This window comes from Oceanococcus sp. HetDA_MAG_MS8, assembly GCA_019192445.1.
Taxonomy (GTDB): Bacteria; Pseudomonadota; Gammaproteobacteria; order Nevskiales; family Oceanococcaceae; genus MS8.
In genome coordinates this window covers 115,295-136,152 of record JAHCMK010000006.1, presented here as the reverse complement: position 1 = coordinate 136,152, position 20,858 = coordinate 115,295, and the positions used below count along the sequence as shown (strand labels likewise).

Annotated in this window: 19 protein-coding genes; 14 read left to right on the top strand and 5 right to left on the bottom strand. The window is 53.6% G+C overall.

All coding sequences use genetic code 11. The annotated features are described in order from the left end of the window. Window positions 1–9: 9 nt before the first annotated feature. The 7 genes from KI787_11930 to KI787_11900 all read left to right on the top strand — a co-directional run bounded on the left by KI787_11930 (window position 10) and on the right by KI787_11900 (window position 6,746). A complete protein-coding gene (locus KI787_11930) occupies window positions 10–918 on the top strand; it encodes a glycosyltransferase family 2 protein (GenBank protein MBV6630661.1) in 909 nt (302 codons plus the stop codon). Continuing rightward, window positions 915–1,865 (top strand): glycosyltransferase family 2 protein, encoded by a 951-nt coding sequence (locus KI787_11925; protein ID MBV6630660.1) that lies wholly within the window; start codon window positions 915–917, stop codon window positions 1,863–1,865. The genes KI787_11930 and KI787_11925 overlap by 4 nt, the downstream gene beginning before the upstream one ends. Further along, window positions 1,862–2,791, top strand: coding sequence for a glycosyltransferase family 2 protein (locus tag KI787_11920; GenBank protein ID MBV6630659.1), 930 nt, complete (start codon window positions 1,862–1,864; stop codon window positions 2,789–2,791). The genes KI787_11925 and KI787_11920 overlap by 4 nt, the downstream gene beginning before the upstream one ends. A 290-nt stretch (window positions 2,792–3,081) precedes the next feature. Further along, window positions 3,082–3,801 (top strand): glycosyltransferase family 4 protein, encoded by a 720-nt coding sequence (locus KI787_11915; protein ID MBV6630658.1) that lies wholly within the window; start codon window positions 3,082–3,084, stop codon window positions 3,799–3,801. Then, entirely contained in the window at window positions 3,798–4,565 is a 768-nt protein-coding gene (locus tag KI787_11910) for an FkbM family methyltransferase (GenBank protein MBV6630657.1), read from the top strand. The genes KI787_11915 and KI787_11910 overlap by 4 nt, the downstream gene beginning before the upstream one ends. Further along, window positions 4,558–5,847, top strand: a complete 1,290-nt coding sequence (locus KI787_11905) for a hypothetical protein (GenBank protein MBV6630656.1) — start codon at window positions 4,558–4,560, stop codon at window positions 5,845–5,847. Before KI787_11910 ends, KI787_11905 begins: the two co-directional genes overlap by 8 nt. Before the next feature lie 2 nt (window positions 5,848–5,849). Beyond that, complete coding sequence (locus tag KI787_11900) at window positions 5,850–6,746, top strand: sulfotransferase (protein MBV6630655.1); 897 nt, start codon at window positions 5,850–5,852, stop codon at window positions 6,744–6,746. Window positions 6,747–6,765: 19 nt separating this feature from the next. Here KI787_11900 and KI787_11895 read toward each other — a convergent pair whose 3' ends face one another. Beyond that, on the bottom strand, window positions 6,766–7,677 hold the full coding sequence (locus KI787_11895) for a sulfotransferase domain-containing protein (protein ID MBV6630654.1): 912 nt from the start codon (window positions 7,675–7,677) through the stop codon (window positions 6,766–6,768). Between the two features lie 252 nt (window positions 7,678–7,929). Here KI787_11895 and KI787_11890 point away from each other — a divergent pair, with 252 nt between their 5' ends. The 7 genes from KI787_11890 to KI787_11860 all read left to right on the top strand — a co-directional run bounded on the left by KI787_11890 (window position 7,930) and on the right by KI787_11860 (window position 16,019). Further along, window positions 7,930–8,886, top strand: coding sequence for a glycosyltransferase family 2 protein (locus KI787_11890; GenBank protein MBV6630653.1), 957 nt, complete (start codon window positions 7,930–7,932; stop codon window positions 8,884–8,886). Further along, entirely contained in the window at window positions 8,879–9,580 is a 702-nt protein-coding gene (locus KI787_11885; protein MBV6630652.1) for a class I SAM-dependent methyltransferase, read from the top strand. Before KI787_11890 ends, KI787_11885 begins: the two co-directional genes overlap by 8 nt. Window positions 9,581–9,597: 17 nt before the next feature. Further along, complete coding sequence (locus KI787_11880) at window positions 9,598–10,434, top strand: glycosyltransferase family 9 protein (GenBank protein MBV6630651.1); 837 nt, start codon at window positions 9,598–9,600, stop codon at window positions 10,432–10,434. Between the two features lie 43 nt (window positions 10,435–10,477). Beyond that, window positions 10,478–11,737: a WcaI family glycosyltransferase gene (locus KI787_11875; GenBank protein ID MBV6630650.1), complete on the top strand. Its 1,260-nt coding sequence runs from the start codon at window positions 10,478–10,480 to the stop codon at window positions 11,735–11,737. 178 nt (window positions 11,738–11,915) lie between these two features. Further along, window positions 11,916–12,641, top strand: coding sequence for a hypothetical protein (locus KI787_11870; protein MBV6630649.1), 726 nt, complete (start codon window positions 11,916–11,918; stop codon window positions 12,639–12,641). A gap of 503 nt (window positions 12,642–13,144) precedes the next feature. Continuing rightward, window positions 13,145–13,858, top strand: a complete 714-nt coding sequence (locus tag KI787_11865) for a class I SAM-dependent methyltransferase (protein MBV6630648.1) — start codon at window positions 13,145–13,147, stop codon at window positions 13,856–13,858. 691 nt (window positions 13,859–14,549) lie between these two features. After that, window positions 14,550–16,019, top strand: a complete 1,470-nt coding sequence (locus KI787_11860) for an exopolysaccharide biosynthesis polyprenyl glycosylphosphotransferase (GenBank protein MBV6630647.1) — start codon at window positions 14,550–14,552, stop codon at window positions 16,017–16,019. Here KI787_11860 and KI787_11855 read toward each other — a convergent pair. The 4 genes from KI787_11855 to KI787_11840 all read right to left on the bottom strand — a co-directional run bounded on the left by KI787_11855 (window position 15,991) and on the right by KI787_11840 (window position 20,821). Further along, a complete protein-coding gene (locus KI787_11855) occupies window positions 15,991–17,100 on the bottom strand; it encodes an O-antigen ligase family protein (GenBank protein MBV6630646.1) in 1,110 nt (369 codons plus the stop codon). The two genes, KI787_11860 and KI787_11855, sit on opposite strands and share 29 nt — an antisense overlap. Before the next feature lie 347 nt (window positions 17,101–17,447). Further along, window positions 17,448–18,026 carry a hypothetical protein gene (locus KI787_11850; GenBank protein MBV6630645.1) on the bottom strand — a complete coding sequence of 193 codons (579 nt, stop codon included), beginning with the start codon at window positions 18,024–18,026 and terminating at the stop codon, window positions 17,448–17,450. A 39-nt stretch (window positions 18,027–18,065) separates the two neighbouring features. Next, window positions 18,066–20,276, bottom strand: coding sequence for a polysaccharide biosynthesis tyrosine autokinase (locus KI787_11845; protein ID MBV6630644.1), 2,211 nt, complete (start codon window positions 20,274–20,276; stop codon window positions 18,066–18,068). Further along, window positions 20,273–20,821 (bottom strand): polysaccharide export protein, encoded by a 549-nt coding sequence (locus tag KI787_11840; GenBank protein MBV6630643.1) that lies wholly within the window; start codon window positions 20,819–20,821, stop codon window positions 20,273–20,275. Before KI787_11840 ends, KI787_11845 begins: the two co-directional genes overlap by 4 nt. Between the last annotated feature and the right edge of the window lie 37 nt (window positions 20,822–20,858).

The following is a 20,858-nucleotide window of genomic DNA, read 5'->3' as shown; positions in this document are numbered from 1 at the left end:
GCAGAGCTTTTGCGTAGATCGGTTCAGAGTGTCTTGGGGCAATCGTTCACTGACTTAGAACTGATCGTCGTCGATGATGCTTCTACAGACCACACTCAACAGGTACTCAGGGAATTTTCTGATTCGCGTTTGAAGGTCATTCGGCGGGAGGAAAACTGCAGCGCAGCGGTCGCGAGGAATACGGGTATAGACGAGGCGAGAGGGGAGTTCGTCGCTTTCAACGACGACGATGACTTCTGGTTTTGCCATAAGCTGGAACGTCAGGTTGCGGTGCTTCGCTCATGCCCTGACGCCGTATGGTGTTTAGCGGGGTTTTTACTGTTGGCGCCAAGCGGCGCACGTTATGTTGGAGGCCCTAAGTATCGAGCTCAAATTGACTATTCCGAGGGGGTTTCCCGTGGTCACGTGGATGGCCGCAACGACTGGAGCATGGTTGCTACCCCAGGCTGGGTCGTTCGCCGCGAGGCATTGAGTTCTGTTGGTGGCTTTGATCCCCACATCCGCTCATTCGATGATTGGGAGTTGGGTTTGAGGCTCAGCCAACTGGCGCCGCCTGTCTTCGTCGATGAGCCACTCTTTGTTCAGGATCTAGTTGCTGGTGGAGGAGTGCGGCGCCAGGAGCTCGCCCGGGCGTTTGATATCCGCGTAATCATGCGTAAGCATGCAGAGATATGGGCGAATCGTCCCGAGGTGTTGAGCCATCACTGGTACCTAATCGGTCGATTTCTGAGTGTTCATGAGCCGCCGCCTGCGGGGCGAGAAGAGCTACGCAAAGCACTCTCCATACGTCCTCTGTATTGGCGCTACTGGCTTGCTCTAGCGCTCACTTATGTAGGCGCTGATCTGAATAGGCGCTGGATGAAAAAATTGCGCCAACTCAAACATCGATCAGGACCTGCGTCGGTGCGCAGCTCATGATGACTCCTCCGGAGCAGGCAAAGGTCACAGTCATTATCCCGACTCATAATCGAGCGCATTTGCTGCGCCGGTCTGTTATGAGTGTGCTCGGCCAAACACACCGTGATATTGAGCTAATCGTCATCGATGATGCCTCCACCGACGCGACGCCGGAGGTGCTGGGGAAGATCGACGACTCGCGCCTCACCGTTCTGCGAAACACTCAGAATCACGGTGCTGCAGCAGCGCGAAACAAAGGCATTGCGATTGCTAGTGGACAATATCTCTGTTTCCAGGACGATGACGATTATTGGCTGGCTGAAAAGATCCAGCGTCAGCTGCAGGCACTTGAAAAGAGCCCCGGCACACGGTGGTGCCTAGCAGCTTATGTGCGTCTGACGGCAAAGGGCGCAGTGTATGTTGGTGGGTCCTTTTACGAAAAGCAGGTGGATTACACCCGTGGGATTGGCCATGGCGGTCCTGAGTGGAGTCTCATCACTACGCCAAACTGGTTAGTGGAAACTGCGTTAATTCGAGAGGTCGGTGGCTTTGACGAGCGTATTCATTCGTGGGATGACTGGGAGCTCAGTCTGCGCATTCGTAATCACACAGACTTTGTGCATGTCAATGCGCCACTCTGGATTCAAGATCGCGTTGACGGAGGAGGATTGACGAAAGCGGAACGGGCGCGGGCTGACGATATGCGGTTGATTCTTGTGAAGCACGGGGCAATGTGGACAGGTAGACCGGATGTGATGGCGAGGCACTACTACGTCATAGGTCGCGCCGAGAGCTTGTACGACGACCGTCCTGGAGCTGGGCGGGACATGATCAAGAAATCTTTGAGGGTGCGACCAATTCAGATCAAAGCCTGGGTTGCGCTGCTCCTCAGTTACATTGGACAGAGTTTCACGAAGTCAACAACGATGTTTCTGCGGCGTTGGAGAGAGCGGGTGAATACGCGATGACTACGCCGCTCGTGAGCGTGATAATGCCAACCTTTAACCGCGCTCATACTATCGACCGGGCTATACATTCGGTTTTGCAGCAAACGCACGCGTCGATAGAGCTAATCATTGTTGACGATGGCTCCACAGACGGTACGGCCAGTGTGGTTGCAAGATGGGCTGATCCGCGTGTTCGCTACATCGCATTGGAAAGAAACAGTGGGTGTGCTGCTGCTCGTAACGCCGGTATTGCCAGGGCCACCGGTCGATGGCTAGCGTTCCAAGACAGCGACGACGAATGGCTACCGCACAAGCTTGAAACCCAGCTGCGAGTGATACGCGAGCAAGAAGAAGACCCTGAGCTAGTCGGAGTAGTGAGCACTTTGCTGCGTTATGGCAAAGCTGGAGCCGAGCTCATCAGATGGCCGCGCGATTCGCAAGGCGTTTGGGTGGAAGCCCCGAGGACGATTGAGGGTCTGACAGCTTATCTGCAAAGCTTGCTACTCAGTAGCTCCGTGGTGACAGAGGTCGGTGCTTTTGACACAAAACTCCGGACTCGTAGCGATTACGAGTTGGTACTGCGTTTGTTGAGTGCTGGACGATTAAGGTTTTGTGATGATGTTCTGGCTTTCTCCCATGAGAGTCATGATGGTGTCTCAACCAATTGGGCGGAGAAAGAGGTGTCGACCTCGTACCTGCTCGACAAGCACAAAAGCTTACTTTTGGGTCGACCGGACTATGCCACGTCAATTTTGTTTGACTTAGCCAAGGTGCATCTTTTTGCAGGGAATGCCTCTGCGGCTCGGTATCGACTGCGGCAGGCGCTTGTAAGGAACCCGCGGCTGCCAAAGCTATGGTTGTTACTTGCGATGACATTGGGGGGCTCAGCTTTCGTGAGCGGGCTGTTAAACCGGCGCGCTTCAAGACTCCCGATGATCCATTGGTAAGCGCTTCAGTGTTGAGCTCAATGAACATTGTGATGTACACACCTTGGTACTCACCACATTTGGGTGGTGTAGAGACTGTTGTTAATTTGTTGGCGACCCAATTCCGGGTCGAGAAACACGGTGTCACCATTGTCACGCCATATCCTGGGCCACAACCAAATGGCCCAGAGGTACTGCGAAATCCCTCGCTTCCGAGGCTCGTACGAGTGATCTGGGAGGCTGATGTGGTTTTGTCATTCAGCACCACGTGGCGGTTTCTCTGGCTGCCTCTGTTGATGGGAAAGCCAATCATGATCAATCATCCTGTGATGGGTGCGGAGCGCAAATCTGTGCGTTCTATCTCGAAACGGTGGCTGTGTAGCTTGGTCGAAAATTCGGCACCTAGCCAGTTTGTAGCGCAGCGGGTACCGAGTGGCGCAACAGTGCTCCCAAATCCTTTCGATGATGAAATCTTCTATCCACCAAAAGTCGAAGCGCGTTCTTATGATGCGGTTTTCTTGGGCAGACTAGTTCCCTTCAAGGGCGTCGACATACTGCTCAAGGCTGTCGCAATCTGGCGGCAAAGCCGGCCGGATGTTCGCGTGGCGATTATTGGTGATGGCCCTCAGCTCGAAAGACTCCAGCAGCTAAATAGCGACTTAGGGGTGACAGAGAATCTGAGCTTTCTAGGGGAGTTGACAGGTGACGCCTTAGCACAAGTACTGCGCTCTAGTAAGTCATTGGTGGCACCCTCTCGAGGCGAAGAGGCTTTCGGAATCACGGTTATTGAGGGTTTGGCCTGTGCATGCTACGTCGTAACCAGTGGCAGAGGCGGGTTACGGGAGGCCGGTGGGGACACTGCCTTGCATTTCTCGGCAGATGACTCCCGGCAACTCGCTGAAGCTTTGGAGGCGGCTTGTAACCGCTACGGCGAGCAAGGTCCAAACATTGCCGGGCTAGACGGCGTGGCGAAGTATCGTAAGCACGCCGTTGCTCGAGAGTTCTTGACGACTTTGGAGGGGATGGTTTGATGGTGGGAATTGGGATGTCGGCCTCGAGAATCAATTCACTGCTGGCACGAGGGCTGCGTAGGGCAGCCGCAAAAGTGGATTTCTTCCACGCTGGCGTCCCCGATTTGCGTAATGGGCTGAAGCTCTTAGCTCGCCATGGCCTGGCTCCGGACACCATTGTTGATGTTGGTGCGTTTGAGGGGCAGTGGTCTCGGTCAGTGTCAAGCATCTTTCCTCAGGCAGAGCTCTTCCTATTTGAGCCTCAAGCAGATAAACATGGGCTGATTCGTGAGAACCTTCGAGGGAAGCGCTTCACGCTTCGTTCCGATTTGTTAGCGGATACGGAAGGCCGCGAAGTGACCTTCTATAAAATGGCCTCTGGGTCGTCATACAAGGAGGAGCTGACGTCATTTTCGAGACGCTGCCAGTTAATGACCACCAGCACACTTGACAAGGAACTTGGCAGCGTTGCCCTTGGAAAATGTTTGCTCAAACTTGACACTCAAGGGAGCGAGCTTGAAATCTTGACAGGGGCAGAGCATGTCCTGAGTCATGCGGAATGTATTGTCATGGAGGTTGGCCTGCTGCCGTACAACAATGCTGCCCCGCTTGTGCACCAGGCTATGGATTTCATGGCTGCCAAGGGCTTCCGCTTAGTCGATATTGTTTCGCTGCACCGGCGGCGCTCTGATGGGGCCACGCTCCAATTCGATGGGGTCTTCCTGCCTGAGCATGGGCGCTTGTGGCGTCAGCTGAGTTCACATCATCTAGTTTCTCGTGGTTAATCCAGGCTCCACGAGTTATTCCGGCATAACGCAACAACTGTCCGCGGAGCAGTATGTTGACTTTTCCGCGGCAGCAACTTGGTTGCTCTTTCTGGGAGTGTTTTTCGCTCCTTGCGAGTCATTACGCGTCAGTGGGGCGCTGAGTATTTCAGACTTGTGTATCGGTTTAGCGATTGCGGTCAAATTTCTCGGGCAAGATGCGAGTACAAGTCGGATGTGGCTACCGTTGCCTTGGGTAGTCGCGCTCATACTGGGTTTGGTCACGGCATTGTGGCAATTGGAGCTCAACTCATCGACTTACCGCCAAAACGTCACTCAGTACATTGTGTACAGCTATATCCACATCGTGGTGCCGCTCGTGATCGTGCAATGGTATTCAAGTGGTCCGCGAGTGGTACCGCAGTTAGTGACGGCCTGGATCCTTGGAAGCACCTTGAGTGCTCTTGTTGCAGTAATGGATGCCAACGGTTTATGGCCAGATCTTCTGGATGCTTACGCGAAAGATGAAGGCCGTAGATTCGCCGGGATGGCACTGCACTCGACTAGCTTGGGCTTCAATGTGTCAATGGCTTTGGCGGCAACATCGGTACTCTTCATTCGAAGTAGAAGCTGGATGGGTAGCTTGGTGTGGCTGTTGGTCCTATACGTGAATTTTTCAGCGGCAAACCTTTCAGGGTCGCGCAGTAGCCTCTTGGCGCCAGTGGTCGGCCTAGTTTTTGTGGTGTGCTTCTCATTATGGAGCCGTCATTTCCGCTGGAGCCATGTCTATAAGCTAATCCTCGTAAGCGCTTGCGTAGCGTTGGCTCCTGTGCTCATTCGGGGAGGCCCCGCCCCAGATTCACAGTCTGCATACAGCCGTCTTTCCGGCGCAGCCTCATCTGTAGTTTCCGATTATCGAAGGGCAGTTCGTCAGGCCGAGTCGTGGGAGGATATTTGGGAAAGGCCTGTACTGGGCAACGGATACCACACCATAGGGCAAGCCCATCATCGCTTGTTAGAGCTTTTAGAAGCCGGTGGTTTAGTGATGTGCTTCAGTTTTGCCCTCCAAATGGCATTTATGTATCTGATCGTCATTTCTGCATGGCGAAAAATGTCTGCACCAGATACTTTCTATATGGGTTTGATAGCTGCCAACGTCGCCTACTGGTCCGTGTTTTGGGCGCACTCAGGCTTGTTCAGTAGAACCGTAGGTGTATTGTTTGGCCTGACGCTACTTGGGGCGATAAGGCTAGTGTTGCAGCGTTCTGCGGAAGAGGGGCGCCTTTGGAGTGAAGTGAGTTAACAATGGAAAAAGCTCGGGTTCTATACCTTGCTGGAGCCGGCCGTAGTGGTGGAACCCTGATCGGCCGAGTGCTAGGTCAGATGAAGAACTTTTTCCCCGTTGGGGAGCTCCATGACACCTGGGCTAGGAACTTCCTGCGAAGTGGGCATTGTGCGTGTCGACATAGTTTTCAGGAGTGCGAGTTCTGGGGGAGGGTTTTTTACCCCAATGGCTGTTTGATTGATGGATGGAAGCCGGAGGCCATGCATGAGTGGCGCCAGAAGTTTCGATTCTCCCAACGTCCGGAGTTGATGTTCCACTCCGGACGCACACGCGCGAGGCCAGATTTCGATGAATACCTCGGACGACTCGACGAGCTGTATCTCCGACTTGCTGAGCAGACTGGCGGCAAGATCATCGTAGAGACGTCCAGAGTGGCGTCGTATGGTACGGCGCTGTCAATGTTGCCAAATGTCGAGCTGTGGGTTTTACATTTGGTCCGTGATGTCAGAGGAGTCGCTATGTCATGGCGTAGCGACAAGCAGTGGCTAAAACAGCGCGGGTGGATGGGCATTGCGTTGGAGTGGGCCATCTCGAATGTGTTGGCGGAGCGGGTGCTGGGTCACAGCGCGCTACATTATCGGCTCATGCGGTTTGAGGACTTTCTACACAACCCGGGCGTTAGTCTGGAAGGTATATGTGACTGGCTGGGTGTCAGTTATGCGTCTCCTCTTGCAGAAGATAGCCGCACTGTGGATATCCAAAATTATCATGGAGTAGTGGGCAACCCAGACGCCTTCAAGACCGGGCCAACGGAAATTAAGGTGAGTGATCCGTGGCCGCAACGAACGCCGTCTTTGCCCAATCAGGTGCTGGCGACAACCTGCAGACCGCTACTTAGGAGATACGGATACAACTGAGCGTTGGATGGTCCTCGGCTTACCACCTGTTGTCTTCTTCGTAACCAAGGTCAATAAGTATGTCGCCAAATCGGCTCAGGAAGGCTGTTTTCAACTCGGGGGTGAAATACCGCCGCCACTTCTGAGGCTCATTACCAGTCACATGTGTCATGCGACGCAGCTCACGGGTGCTCTTTCGATTAAGGTCATGTTTACGAGCAATGCGCATCGCAACCGTTTGTTCGTCGTCCCTCAGTCCTGCATGAGAAAAAATCCTATTGAAGCCCTGATCGAAATTGTCTCTCAAGTCTTCAAAGCGTACCTCTAACACCTTTTCGTTGGTGTAGTTCCAGTCTCTCATGCTTTCGATAGTCCACCTTGCATAGTGATCCATCTCAAAGATGAGGCCATCGTCACGGCTGAGTTGACACAATGTCTGCTGGTACGAAAGGCCGGCGAGTGTGCGAAGGTATGACTTCTTCCACGCTTCATCGCGATGGCGCTGAGAGTAGGGCACTAAGGGAAAATCGATGTCGTCTGGAAAAGGTGGAGATGGCGGAACATTTGTGCACCATCCTTCTTGGGTTTGCCGATGATAAAGGTAGCCCGAAACAATAATGTCTCGGGGGTCGCGAATGAGATGCACGCCCACATAAGGTTCAGTGACTTGGTCCAGTGCAATTAATGAGTGGGCATACAGCATGACCTCCGCGTCTGGAGCAAGGCCTGTTTTGTAGCCATGCAGCGTACGAAACCGCCAACCAAAACGCCGAGATACAGCAGCGAAAATTTTGCTTAACAGCTCCGTTCCCGACTTGTGGTAGCAGGCCAGAACAATTGGTTGATTGCGCCGATGTCGATGTGCCACGAGCCGGCCGGGATTGGCAATATCGCGAAGCAAGCGAGCGCTAGCCCGGAGGGCTTTGGAGTGGAAAACTGCGGTCGTCAACATGTGAGTCTGGTTCAATGATGATGAGGCTTTGTTGTCGATATGCCGTGGACATTAACCCGTAGCCAATGGTAATGGCTGCATTTGCGCAATGATCAGTGCTGAGCTGGCGGTCACGAGTTAGAGCCTAATACCTCGGGTGATAGGCTGCGATCCCATAACCGCCGACCCATGACATACACTTCTAACGTCGGCTAGAGAATCTTATTTTCAGGCTTGGCCGGAATCGCCAGCAAAGGTAGCCCAGACATCCCGATGGAAGACGCTAGTGGTCAGGCTCGATTGAGCGTCATTATCCCAACTTACAATCGGGCACGTGCTTTGCGTCGGGCGCTTGCGAGTGTATTGCCGCAGCTGAGTGTTGATGACGAAGTCCTCATCATCGACGACCAATCCACGGATGAGACATCCGAGCTGGTGCGTGGGGTGAAAGACGCTCGCATCCGCTATATGTCAACGACATGTCGAGAGGGGCCCGCAAAAGCGCGGAACATGGGGATTCATGCGGCAAATTCAGAGGTGTTGGTTTTTCTAGATAGCGATGACGAGTGGATGCCAGGACGTCTCAGTCTTACCTACGACGCTTTTGAGCTGCGGCCAGAGGCCGTTGCCATCGCCTGCGGCTGCGAGTGCCCTCAAGATGAGTCACGCTCTTACGGAAGGGCTCATGGTGAAATGACGCCAATCGATTTAGGCCCGTGGATTCCGTGGCGTGTACCGGGGGCGTCTTGCTGGATGGTCAGACGAGACACAGCAATGTCTGTGGGTGGCTTTTCTGAGGATTTAAGTCGTTTTGAAGACTGGGAATTCATCATAAAGCTGGCGAAGAAGGGTCAGGTTCTTTGGTTGCCTGCCCGCCTCGTCCGCTACCACAAAAGTGCTGACAGCCTTTTGGCGGACGAGGCCGGTTACGCGGCGAGCTTGCAGAGAATTCTTGTTCGTCATTCGGAAGTTATCCGTCCCTCGGCCATGGCGTATTCTCACTACGCGAACTTACTCGGCCAGACGCTATGCAAAGAGGGTAGTGCTAAGGCCGCGCGGCGGTGGTTCAAACATGCTTGGAGCGCAAGGCCAGGGCATCCGCGCAGTGTGTTGAACTGGTTGGTTTCGTGGGCTGGAAGACGGGCCTTCGTCGCCTATGTCAATCTCGCTCGATCTGTGCGTGCTCGAACTGCGGGCGCCTTTGAACCGGACAGTCGAACACATGGTTAAACGATCTTTGCGACGCTTTTTACTGCGTGCGTTGCGGCCCGCGCATTGTCGATGGCTGTTCGACGCACCACGGGGCGCAGCAGTTCTTGATATTGGTTGCGGGAATCACTCACCTACGCGGGTCAAGTCACTCAGGCCGGATGTGCACTACACCGGAGTCGACGTAGAGTATTTCCACCTCAACGCGCACGATATCGAGATGGCTGCTGAGGTCATTATCTTGCCTAAAGATCGTTACGCAAGTGCACTCAAGCAGAGCCTAGATGGGAGGACCTTCGATCTGATCATCCTCCAGCATGTCTTGGAGCATGTCGATGATCCGCTGGGTGTGCTCCGAGTGGTTTCTGAATGCCTGTCGACGAACGGCGTGATCTACGCATCATTCCCGACCAAGGCGAGCGTGCATTTTCCATCAGCCGAGGGCACTTTGAATTTCTACGATGATCCTACACATCGTCATGTGATCAGCGCCGCCGAAGTTTATCGGGAATTGGAACAGGCGCACTTGACTCCAGAGTCGGTTCATTTGCGCTACAGGCATCCTGTGTACGCTTGCCTGGGACTGGCGCACTGGGTAATTCAACTTCCGCGAAGACTTTGTGGGGGGGCTATGCGTGTCAACAGCTTCATTTGGTCGCTGTATGGCTTTGAAACAATTATCGTATTCCGCCGCTACGCTAGCGAATCAGTATGATTCACATCGTTACGCTCATGGCTTTTGGCGATGCACTGATCACATTGTCAGTCTTGGAGCGCGCGCGTGAGCAGGGAGCTCAATTTAATATCATAGGAACTGGTCTGACGCGGCAAGTCTCTGAGCAGATGCGTTTTCCATTGCCCATTCACTCTATTCTTCCAGATAAGGCGGCTTTCAATACCGTTAAAGAGCGAGGGGTGCTCGCGGCTGTAAGGGACTTAGGGTTGGCGTGGTGGCGATTGGGGCGTCAAACCAATCCTGGCGATATGCTTGTGTTTGAACGTGATGGTATTCGTAATCGGCTCTTGGTCTGGCCTGGGCGTCAAGGTTGTTACACACCCACAGGGAGAAGTGTGTACGAAGACCGCCGCATACTGCTGGAGAGTTTGCTGGGCGTTCAGTGCCCGTGGCCTTCATTGCGGTTACCGCAGCATTCGGTGCGTCGAGTCGTCATCAACCCCTGTGCACGTTATCGCGAACGATGGTTGTCCTCCAAAGTCATTGATAACGTCGTGCTTCTCGCTAAAGAGCGGTGCTGGAAAATAACTCTTATCGACCCTTGTGGTCAGTATTTGCAGTACTCCGGGCGAGTCGACACATACCTAGCCAAGCCTAAGCTAGCCGATGCCGTGCAGGCACTGCTTGCTGGTGATCTTTATATCGGGCCGGATAGTTTTTTCGTGCATTTGGCCTACTACTTCAACATACCCCATTTTGGGTTTTTCCAGCCTGGCCACTTAGTGTTCCAGCCGCCTGGGATGCGGGAAACTGGAAACTGGCTCGCATTTGATCAGGTTGAAAAATATCAGATGTTAGCTAATGGCGTAGATGGCTACTTGGGCTATGTCTGACAGCTCTCTGGGTGACGGAAGACCAAAGAAAACTGAGGGGCGAATGCGGATTGAAATCCTCAGCTTGAACTATGCCCCCGAGCCGACCGGCATTGGGAAATTCACCGCTGATATGGCCCGTTGGTTTGTGCAAAGAGGGTTGCAGGTGACCGTTGTTTGTGGGTTTCCCCATTACCCGGCATGGCGCCTCGATCCGGCGTATGAGGGGCGAGTATCCCCCTGGAGAGTCCTGTGCGAGACAGTTGACGGTGTTCCTGTTGAAAGGATTCCGCACTATATTCCTCGCGAGCATAACCTTGGGGCAAAGGGCCGAATTGCCCTGGAAACGAGCTTCAATTTGCGCGGCGTAATGTATTGGCTCCGGCGGCTGTTTATTCGAGCTAAGCCAGACGCTATGGTCGTCGTTGTTCCGCCTCTGCAAGCAATGATTTGGCCGTGGCTGTACTGCGCGCTACGGAATGTTCCACGAGTGGCTCATGTCCAAGATTTGCAGGCTGATGCCGCTCTTCAACTCGGTATGCTTAGCGGTAGGCGTCTACGGCGACTGCTGTTTTTCCTGGAGGAGAAGCTGCTTCAGAGGGCTGCACTGGTGTCAACAGTGAGTCCAGCCATGCTCAATAAGATCGTCGCAAAGGGCGTGAGCCAACAACAATGTTTGTTGGTTCCCAACTGGGCGGACCTGCAAGAAATCTCTTCGCAAGAGGATGGCACCAAGGTGCGCAGTAGGTTAGGGGTCCGTTCAGATCAAGTACTTGTGCTGTACGCGGGGAATATGGGTTTTAAGCAAGGCCTTGGTGGGCTGCTAGAAGCTGCTCAGGCTCTACAGAACGATGCACGCATTACTTTCGTGATGATTGGTGAAGGCGCGGCGAGAGCAAGCCTCGAGGCGCAAGCCAGTGACCTCGGAGTGACCAATGTTAAGTTCTTCCCGTTACAGCCAAGAGAGCAGCTTCCTTCCATACTAGCGGCTGCAGACATACATGTTGTTCTTCAGCAGCGTGCCGCAGCAGATCTAGTTATGCCATCCAAACTGGCCAATATTTTTGCGGCGGCTAGACCCAGTATTGTGACTGCAGAAGCGGGCACAGCCCTTGCGGAAACTATCTCCAAGTCTGGTGGGGGCGTTTGCGTGCCCCCAGAAGATCAACAAGCTTTGGTGCGCGCCATCCAAGACCTTGCCGCCTCGGCTAGCCTGCGGTTACGGCTTGGATCGCGTGCGCGCGCGTACGCCGAGGAAAACTTAAATATTGATAGGATTCTGGGCGACTTTCTCATGAGCCTGAAGTCACTGCAGACGCCTTAACTTATTCTGCTTCGAGAATCTCTTCTCCACCGAAAACATCCAGATTGGAATCGACGCACTAGTGCCATTACACCGAATGTCCAAACACATAGGGCCATGGCTGGGCGCCGATCTACGTCGCCTGCGGTTCGCGAATAATTGTCGTCAACGACTCTGGGGGACGCCGAAGATTTCTCAGGTGGCCATGTTCCATAGTGGTCGCTGCGGAAGTACGCTTCTCGCCGACGTGTTGCGGCAACATTCACAAGTGCGCTGGAGTGGTGAGATCTTTGATGGAGTTCGCAGCTATTGCCCTGGCTTTGAGCCAACTCGGCCGTGGGTTGAAGAGGTCATTCGGCGTTCGGTTTGCGCAGCCTCAAGCGGCGTCATGGGGTTTGAAACAAAAGCCATGCACTTCAGCTCTCGCTGTGTGCCTCAAACGCCACAAGAGTACGTTCAGCTTTTGCAAAAACTAGGTTGCACTCACTACATCCTACTTACTCGTCGAAATGCCCTGCGCGCCTTGGTTTCTGGTCTATTTGTGTATCACCAAGGTCGGAAAGAGCTTTCGCATGACGGTGCCCTGGAGCTGCCGCGCAGTGTCAAGGTAGATATTGAGGCACCCAGTGGGCCTGGGAATGGAGACCTTCTTTTTGTACTCCGGTGGTACCTCGAATTTCAGCGAAATATGATCGAGGCGCTCCCCCAAAGCCAATTGCTTCAGCTCGTTTTTGAAAATGACATAGAGCCAGGGGTGGAAGGCGCTTACCGTAAGGTCTGCGAGCATGTGGGCATCTCGCCCGAGCGATATGAGTTACGCATGCGAAGAGTCAATCCCTTTCCGCTGTCGTCAATGATCATGAATTTTGGCGAGGTTGCTAGCTACCTCAAGGGGACCGAGTTTGAATGGATGCTCGCCGGATAAACGCATGCATAGTGCCGCTGCCCCATGAAATGGGGAAGGCGAAACCTTGAGCTCTAGACTCATCGCCTGGAATGCAAGCGGCTGCTTGGCCGCGTTGACGTGTAGACCCCCAAACTGGTTCCGCCACTAGTAGAACGCGCCGACCGATGCTCCAGAATCTCGGTAGAAGGAGCTCACTGTTTTGACGGTTTCCGGCATACCTGAGCTGGTCTAAGCCTTAACGATGCTAGACGCTGAGACTCCTGATCACTCTGTTGAATGAAAATCCCATGACATCTGTGGTGGCTCCTTCGGGAACAAGACCACGTCTGCAGATTATGGCGGCGTTCTAAATTGCTGATTGTCTTATAGTTGCGCTTGAGCCGCGACAATGTTGGGGAAGGAGGCGCCATGATGCAGACAACATCTTGGGTGGTCACGTGTCTATGTCTTTGACCGTGCTGGCGGCAACTTCGTTTTCGCGGAACGTGTGAACCTCGAGCGAACAAACCTTTGGTGCCAGGATGTACAGCAAGATAACAACGCAGAGCGGCTCTTGGGTCAAGCGGCATGCTCACAACACTCGATTTGAGACGGCTCTTGCACTGGCAACCCGCTACAAGGGTTTGGAGGTGCTAGATTACGGGGCTGGTGACGGACATTTTGCTAAGCGTTTACTGAGCAAAGCCCCACAAGTCACCGCTTATGAGCCATTGGGGCACATGCACGAACAGCTCAGGCAAAATGCGCTCGACGAGATCTCTGGCGGAAGGATCATCGCCGAGCGGCAATACTCGAACTTGGGCGTGGCGAAGTATGACCTGATCTTCTGCTTAGAAGTGTTGGAGCACTTGCCCGAGCGCATACTTTTGCGGTCACTGGAAGAACTACAATCCTTGTTATCGCCGACGGGTGTCCTCATCATTTCGGTACCCATTGAAACTGGCGTGAGTGGATTGCTGAAGAACTGCATACGAAAGATGCTCCGAAAACCACATCACGGGGGGACGTGGCCGAATATACTGAAGTCCGCTCTCAATATGCCGGTGGGGCGATTTCCAGGGCCTGCAAACTGTAGCTATATTCCGAGCCATATCGGGTTTTCGCATAAGAGCTTAAGGCCAAAGTTCGAAGCCAGCGGGTTCTCGGTGATCGACACTCAATTTTCACCATTTCCATGGTTTCATGGCGTGCTTAACTCACAGGTATTCTTCGTACTTCGCCACTCACCGAGTTGATTGCTGATTCTGCGACGCTTTAGCATCAATATTCGCCGTGGTGTTGATTACGTTGATCCTCACTGGTGAGGAAGCTGTTTAACAGAGTGGGTTGTCACCGCGTGTTGAGTGCAAAGTGCTCGCGTACTCGCCGGAAAAATGCACTTCAGCATTGAAGTCAAAAACGTTAGGCAGGTGCTCGAACCCCCGAGTACTGTTGTCATAGCACTGGATAGCCCAGTCACAGGAAGATGGTCACGCTATTGCGCATGCACCCTTGCATTGTCAAAAGAGCTAGACTTAAGTGAAAGTTTTGAACTAGTGGGAGAGGGGTGTCGGAGATGGCCATGGTGCCCCATCCGAACATTGGGTCTGGTCTAGGTACTTCCAGGCCAGCGGAGAAGTTTCCGTTCGTGACTAAGGCAGGCATAGACATAGTCAAGGCACAGGGATCACATGCGTGTCTCTTCGTCATTCTTCCCGTGAGTGTCTTGGGTCTTCGGTCGCTAAAGCGTTCTTGTCGAGTGCCGCTCACTTGGACGGGTCTATCTCGGTGTTGTGAGGTCGCCAACTACGCAAATAGCGCTATCGCCGATAGGACTCGCCCCTCTTGTGCACGAGTCAACCCTGATATCAAATCCGCAGGTAAAGGTCCCTTATGACACGCCAAACTTTCTCGGCTATTTGTCCTTAGTGTCAATGGGTCATAGCAATGACTAGCCACAAAGAGGCAATTGAGAACTTTGGGCGTAGCTCGCAAACGCTTGGGCGGCGCAACAGCCGCAGTGGTTACGAACAGTTCATTGTAGGGATGATGTTTGGCCTAGCCGCTTTGGACGTACTCATGGTGGTCGCCACGGGCTATGCGGGCAGCTGGCTACTCGGTCAGTTTGTACACGACCACGCTCTCCTTGGGCGCGATCAATACAGCGTACTGATTACGCTAGTGGGGTTGGCGAGCCCGCTGTGTATTTTCGTTTTTGGTGGATATCACGTTGGTGGCTTGGCTCAAGATTACCGAATAGTTACGACCGCACTTGTGGGATGGTCGCTTCTGTTCGCGGCAGCCCTAGTGCTAACCGTGATGTTCAAGGTCTCTGCTCAATTTTCCCGTCTTTGGATGGGCACTTGGTATTTGAGTGCATGTTTCGGATTTTTGGGCCTTAGGGGACTGCTGGTTTACTGCCGTAGATGGCTGCTGAGCCAAGGCGTGGGAGTACGCCGAGTAGCTCTTATAGGCGAAGCTACCCATGCTCGCAGCGTCATCGCTCAAGTTAGCGAACGCGTGGGTGAAGAAGTCGTTTTTGTGGCGTATTTCGGGCCTGCTTCGCGAGTCGCGGGACTGTCGTCCTCAGGCACAGCAGAGCAGGCGGTTTCCAAACTCAACAAAGACTTCGTAGACGCTGTCGACGAAGTTTGGGTGCTCCAATCACCTTCTACAGATACTGTTCTCCAGCACCTTTTTTACTCTAGCCACTTGGAATTATTCGATGTTTGCTTTATTCCCAACTTAGACGGTTACACGGTGCTATCCGATGCCATTCAGCATGTCGGGACTCAAGTTGTTATTGGCTTGAGTCCTCAGCCCGCACGTGGCCTGAGAGGATTATTCAAGCTTGTTTTTGATCGGTGTTGCGCCGCACTAGGAGTCATCGCGCTTTCTCCTATTCTGATCATGATTGCTATCGCCGTTCGTTTGGATAGTCCTGGGCCAATATTCTTCCGCCAGAATCGCCATGGAGTTAATGGCCGAATCTTCTCCATCATTAAATTCAGAACCCTCAGGTATGCTCCTGAGGCTACGAGAATGCGTCAGGTTCGGCCAAACGATCCGAGGTTCACGCGAGTCGGGGAGTTTCTTCGTCGCTGGTCGCTCGATGAGCTACCGCAGCTACTGAACGTCATCCGAGGAGAAATGAGCCTCGTTGGACCCCGGCCACATGAGTCGAGTATGAACCAGGCCGCTGCAGATTTGGATTCTAGTTACAGGCTCAGGCATCGCGTGCTGCCGGGAATGACCGGGCTCGCCCAAATCAATGGTCACCGTGGGCCAGTGCGGAGCTCAGAGCAGATGAAGCGGCGGCTTGAATTTGACCTGTGGTACATCGAACATTGGTCGATAGCGCTGGATATGAGGATTCTTTTGAGAACCATTATCCTGGTGTTCCAAAAGCCGGCTTAGGCATTACGCGCCGCTGGACCCCCTCACTATAGTCTATGGTTTTATTTGGCCGTCTTGATCTTCTCCGTGACGGGGGCGCAGTTGTCAATGCAAGAATTACAACGAACAGTGCGGCCCAAGCGGGAATGTATGCATTGAACTCAACAGTGGAATGAATGGCTGCTGCAGTGACCACCATGAAGGTTGCCGCAGACGATGCCCTGTAGACCCGTCTTCGCGAGCGTAATGTGCGTGCGGCCATGCCGAGATGGCACAGGACGAGTAAATTTAAGACCACATATCCGGGCAAGCCGGCCTCAAGCCTGAGCTGGGTGTGGTCGTCATGAGCGTAGATATATAACCAGTCTTCAAAGCGCTTGAGTTCTGCTTGCTCGAGGACAAAATAGCTGCCTAATCCGGTGCCAGTCCATGGAGCTCGGGCAAGGAGTTCACGATTGACTTCTCGCACTTGCGCACGATTGCTGGAGTCGAGTTGCGTGGACTCCAGCCGCTGTACGACAACATCTAGTCCGAACTTGTCACTGATTATTAGTATGTCAACGACAATGATGCTGGTGAAGATAAGGCCGACGCGGACAAACTCTTTTACGGTCGTGGTTTGTAAGAGCCAGGCGAGGCCGAACACGCCCGCTGCGATCGCGAACGACGTATTCCCCATGCGGGACCGTGATAGGACGATTCCAATGACAATGGTGAGTAACACGACTCGAAATAGCCAGCTGGGTTGATTGAGAAAGTCCAGGGCTGAGCGGACTAGAGACCGACTGCTAGAGCGGTCATGCCGTCGGTTGCCCAGCATCGCTGCGATCGTTGCTGAGGCACAGAGAGTTAGAAATGCAGCGTAGTGGTTGCGGTTCGCGAATGTACCGTGGGCGGAATGGCTGTGGACGTAGCCTGCTGGCTCTAATAAATTCCAGCTAACCACCCCGCTATGCGCCAAAGTGCCGTAGACGGCATGAAACAAACCCAAGACGGATATTGCCGTCAGTGTCCACCTGAGAACTTGCGGGCTTTGTCTAAGCTGCCAGTTGAATGATGTCCAGAGGCAATAATAACTGGCAGACAAAAGCAAATACCGCATGCTCTCAGTGGGTCGCACGCTGATGCTGTTCCATGGATTATCCGATGTAACCCGTGTGCCGAGGTCAAGCCAGGCTTGATAACTGAACGGTGACAGTGTGCGAAGCCATGCGTCTGTAAGGGGGACAAGTGTGGTGACCTGCCAAGCAAGCCATATGGCCCAGCAAAGGTGGGCGATTGTAAGCCAGGGGTCGATTGACCCCCTTTGTGGCCGCGGGCATATCAGGAGGCTAAGAGCGCATAAGATCATTGCGCCACATTGCGAGGCGTCTGTCATTCCCCCTCGGGACAGGCTCAGGATGATCAGTGCCAACATTCCAAGTGCCCAGCTGTGTTGTACACGCCGACTCATTTAGAAAGCTCTCGTTGTACTCTTGCACATGCCTTGGCAAAGTTGGCGTGCGGAGGAAAGTGCTGACAAGCCTTCCCTAGCCTTTTGGTACCAATCAGCCGCAGCAGGAATGGATTGGGTACTTCATCCTGCAAGCGGCTCACATTCTGCGACCATAGCCGCCGAGTGCTGGAGTTCACCGTTGTGAAGAAGTCGGCTGCGACTACGCCTTGTTCCAAGGCGATAATCCTATTGCCCGCAGCGAGTTGCAGTGCCCGCTCGCTGGCCATACTGCCTTGATCAAGCAGGCCGGAGTAAAAATATCCTTGCGAGAGTAGACTCCACAGGTCTGGATTCAGTGGGTCCGATTGCAGCGCGACTTCCAGCGCCTGAACCGCAAGATCAAGTCTGGTGTAAAGCGCTTCCCTGCTTACATTTGCCATTCGGCGCCCATCTAGTAGCGGCGAGAGCTGCATGGGATGAGGAGCGGTTGCCGGCTGGCGCCAGGCAAGCATCTCCTGCGCTTCCAAAATCTCGCTGTAGCTCCAAAAGCATGCAGCGGCCACCATAGTGAGGGCATAAATTTTTAAGAGCATGCTCAGTGAGGCGGAAAACCATCGAATGTTGCACCAAGCTTAATATCTATAACTTGACCCATAGTAGTAGTAGCCTTGGCCATAAGCACTTCTCTTGGTCGAGGCATCGTTCAAGATGGTGCCTCGTACGAGAGCTGCTGACCCATCTAAGCGCTTCAGTGCTCCAGCGAAAGCTTTTCTATGTGTGCGTTCTGCTCTTGCGACTACTACATATCCGTCCACGCTGTCAGCAAGGTGGAGTGCGTCGCTCGTCGCCAAGACTGGAGGAGTGTCAAAGAATACGAAGTCATACCTCTCACGCACGTATTGCACTAAAGATTTGAACGCGGTCGACTCAAGCAGAAGCGCGGGGTTCGGGGGGGGCTGCCCAGCGGGTAAGAAGCTGAGACCGCTCAGCTCGTCAGTTTGAACAGCGCTTTCGAAGCTGGACTTTCCTTGAAGGATGTCAGCAAGTCCGGGATTTTTCGAACTGCTAGTTCCGAAAATTCGTGCCAACCTCGGCCTGCGAAGATCCGTGTCGATGAGGAGAACGCGTGCATTAGCAGCGAATACACAGCCCATTGCCGTGGTGATCGTTGATTTGCCCTCGGCGGGTTCTGTGGAGGTGATGGCGAGACAAAGACATTTATCGCCGGCCTCTCTATTCATCAGTATGGCTGTTTTTAAACTTCGCACCGCGTCCGCAAAAGGTGAGCGCGCATCATCATGCATATGCTGCACGAGATGTTTATCCAAATGGCGAGCCCTGGAGTGCGGGACCACACCCAATAGTGGCGCTGTCGAGAGTTGTTCAAGCTCATCTGGTGACTCAATCTTAAAGCGAAGCGTCTCACGGAACAGTGTTAGTAAGAGGGCGATCGCGGCTCCAATAGCAAAGCCCGTCAAGGCCTGTTTGCGTACATTTGGCTCATAGGCCCCCCGCGGTGGTACAGCAGGATCTGCGATTCGTGCGTTCGCTTCTGAAAAGCTGGAGTTGCTCTCTGTTTCCTGGAAACGGGTTAAGAAGGCATCGTATAGCTGGCGGTTGCTCCGAACTTCTCGTTCGAGCATATTGAGCTCAAACTCCGACCGGTCGAGCGAGCGCAGCTTTTGCTCCACCTCCCTCTTCTGACGTCGGAGCTGGGCTTCGGTATTCCGGGCGCTCTCTAACTCAGCGAGCACGCCCCTGGCATTCGAGGCGAGCTGCTCTTTGTACGTTGTTTCAAGCGACTCGTAGCGTGTTTCAGCAGCAAGGTATTGTGGGTGACGTTTGCCGTAGCGGGACTCAAGCTCATCGAGTTGTGCGCGTGCAGTCAGGTACGCTCGACCTGCTTGCCGCAAGGCAGGGTCTGCAAGCAGAGGTTCTGCCCCCCCTAAGTCTGCACCCTCTTGGGTAAGCCGTTGAATCTCTCGGTAAAGGTTCTCAAGTCTCTGACGCTCTCGTTCCGCCTCTCGAAGTCGCCGGGTAGCATCCGTGACTTCGCTTTCCATAAGTCCACGATTACCTCCGACATTGACGATGTCGCGGGCATCTCGGAAACTTTGTAAGGCTTGTTCTGCCTCACTAAGGTCGCCCTGAACCGTGTTTAGCTTGCTGTTCAGCCAGCTATTCGCTTTGGCATAAATATCCAGTCGAGCCTGTAGGAGCTCTTCTACATAGAGGTCGCACAGGGCATTCGCAGCTTGTGCGGCAAGCTCAGGGCTACGGGAGCTAAAGTTGACTTCAAATAAGGTGGTCGTTGGGGCAAGCCGCGCCGAGATTGCATTTTGCACCCTGGCAACCGTTCTTTCCCAGCGCTTGTCCTCGGAAACGGGCTCTGGCTCTGGCGGGTCCGGGAGACCTGGGAGTGCGCTAAGCCATGTTGACCACTTAGGAGGCTCTTGCAATTTTGGCCCACCAAATTCCTCTAGCTCAGCCAAATCAAGCCGTTTTGCTAGTTGCGATGCCAGTTTACGGCTTTCTAATATCCTGCGCTGCGTTCCGTAGTAACTAATAGACTCATACCCTGGATCATACAATTCATCATCACGCGCGAGTACTTTCGCCGGACGAGGGTCAAGCTGTAATAGGGCCGAGGCCTGATAAAGCTTTGGTTGAGAGATCGCATGATAGGTCAGTGCAAATGCACCAAGAAGAGGAAGTCCCGCTAACAGAACGAGGTTCCTCCGCACCATCGCCAGTAGGTCAGATAAGCTGACGGTGCCTGGGAGGTCTTCCGAGAAGCCTCCAAGATCTTCGCTTGGCCGTGGAGGTCGTCCGGAGTTAATCAAAAAACACGCTCGCCAATAATGATGACGTCCCCGGGGAATAGCACGCTACGATTACTAATCCGGAGCTGTTTGTCCGTGGAGTCGTTGTTTCGTTGGAGGTAGTAGCGGTCGGCGGCAAACCGAGTTTCTCCGCCAGCGAGTACGATCGCCTGCTGGACCGTCATCCCTGGTGTGAACGGGTAGGCTCCAGGTTTGGCTACTGCCCCTGTGATATAGATTGGCCTGAACTTACTTATTGAAGCCCGAACATCGGGATCAACAAGGTAGCCTTGGCTCAATGAAAGCCTGAGTTTATTTTCAAGCGCAGAGACTGTCTCGCCAGCAACTCCAACCCTCCCGAGCAGAGGAAAATTGATCGTTCCCGAAGGGTCTACATAGTACTCGCCGCTGAGGTCGGGTTCCCGATAGACGTCAATTCGTACTGTATCGGTGGGTGATATGAGGTAATTGGTAGCACTGAATGGCGTGGCCAACCGAAGTACGGTGTCTTGCGGCAAAGTGGGTGTGTCTGCGCAGGCACTCAAAGCTATAAGAGCCAAAGCCATGAGTGCTCTCGCAATAGGATGCTCGAGTTGCATTATT